Source organism: Streptomyces sp. cf386, assembly GCF_900103585.1.
Lineage (GTDB): Bacteria > Actinomycetota > Actinomycetes > Streptomycetales > Streptomycetaceae > Streptomyces.
Genome location: NZ_FNHV01000053.1, coordinates 1 through 1,379, shown reverse-complemented (window position 1 = coordinate 1,379; position 1,379 = coordinate 1). Strand labels below are relative to the sequence as shown.

The window sequence follows — 1,379 nt, the reverse complement described above, 5'->3', positions numbered from 1 at the left end:
CAGTTGATGAACAGGGCGGTGAGGTCGTCGAAGCGGTAGGAGTCGTTCGGGGAGGAGGGGGAAGGCGACGTGGGCATGACGGTCTCCCTGGGCGGCGGGGGCGGGGCGCGTACGGCAGCGTCTCGCGAAGGTGCCGGTTTGTCCCCTTCCGACGCGCCTTCGACGTCTTACGGAGTGATGACGTGCCGGGCCGGTCACGGGGGCGCGGCACCGTCGCAGATCTAGCGTGGCCGTATGCGTGTACTGGTCACCGGCGGTGCCGGGTTCATCGGGTCCCATGTCGTCGAGGCGCTCGCGGCCCACGGGCACGAGCCCGTCGTGTACGACGTCCGGGCGGATCCCGGCGCCGATGTGCGGGACCCGGCGGCGGTCGCCCGCGCGCTGGCCGGTGTCGACGCCGTCTGCCATCAGGCGGCGATGGTCGGGCTCGGCAACGGGGTCGCCGACGCGGCGGAGTACGTTTCGCGCAACGACCTGGGCACCGCCGTGCTGCTCGCCGCGATGGCCGACGCCGGGGTACGGCGTCTCGTGCTGGCCGGGTCGATGGTCGTGTACGGGGAGGGGCGGTACGAGTGCCGGCGGCACGGGGTGGTGCGGCCGGGACCGCGGACGGTCGCCGATCTGGACGCGGGGCGGTTCGAGCCGCCGTGCCCGGTGTGCGGCCAGGCGCTGGCTCCCGGGCTGGTCGGGGAAGACGCGCCCGTCGATCCACGGAACGTGTACGCCACGACCAAGCTCGCGCAGGAGCACCTGGCAGCCGCCTGGGCCCGGTCGACGGGCTGCTCGGCGGTGTCGCTGCGCTACCACAACGTGTACGGGCCCCGGATGCCCCGCGACACCCCGTACGCAGGGGTCGCCTCCTTCTTCCGGTCCGCACTCGCCCGGGGCGAGGCGCCGCGCGTCTTCGAGGACGGCCGTCAGCGACGGGACTTCGTGCACGTGCGGGACGTCGCCGCCGCCAACGTGGCCGCACTGGAGGCGGCCGAGGCGCCGAACGGGGCACTGACTGCGTACAACACAGGCAGCGGTGATCCGCACACCGTGGGCGAGATGGCGCGGGCGCTCGCGGACGCATGCGGGGGACCCGAGCCCATCGTCACCGGCGAGTACCGGCTGGGAGACGTCCGGCACATCACCGCGGACTCCGCACGGCTACGGTCCGAGCTGGGCTGGAAGCCGCAGGTCGGGTTCGCGGAGGGCATGGCGGAGTTCGCGCGTGCCGGGATGCGGGGGGCGTAGGGCCGGTGGTGCTGCCCGTGTTCAGGAAGCGGCGGCGGGCAGCACCACCTCGAAGCGGCAGCCGCCGGGGATGTTGCGTACGGTGGCCCGCCCCTGGTGTGCCTCCACGATCCCCCGCACGATGGCCAGGCCGAGACCCG

Annotated in this window: 2 protein-coding genes; one reads left to right on the top strand and one right to left on the bottom strand. The window is 73.7% G+C overall.

The features are described from left to right. The first annotated feature begins 234 nt into the window (after positions 1-234). Positions 235-1,239 (top strand): NAD-dependent epimerase/dehydratase family protein, encoded by a 1,005-nt coding sequence (locus BLU79_RS47240; protein WP_093912233.1) that lies wholly within the window; start codon positions 235-237, stop codon positions 1,237-1,239. 21 nt (positions 1,240-1,260) lie between these two features. Here BLU79_RS47240 and BLU79_RS49735 read toward each other — a convergent pair. Beyond that, the coding region (locus BLU79_RS49735) for an ATP-binding protein (protein ID WP_371132097.1) at positions 1,261-1,379 on the bottom strand (119 nt) is incomplete at its 5' end.

Bases quoted from the DNA above. Each gene is read 5' to 3' on its own strand.
- BLU79_RS47240 (WP_093912233.1), top strand. From the start codon at position 235: ATGCGTGTACTGGTCACCGGCGGTGCCGGGTTCATCGGGTCCCATGTC.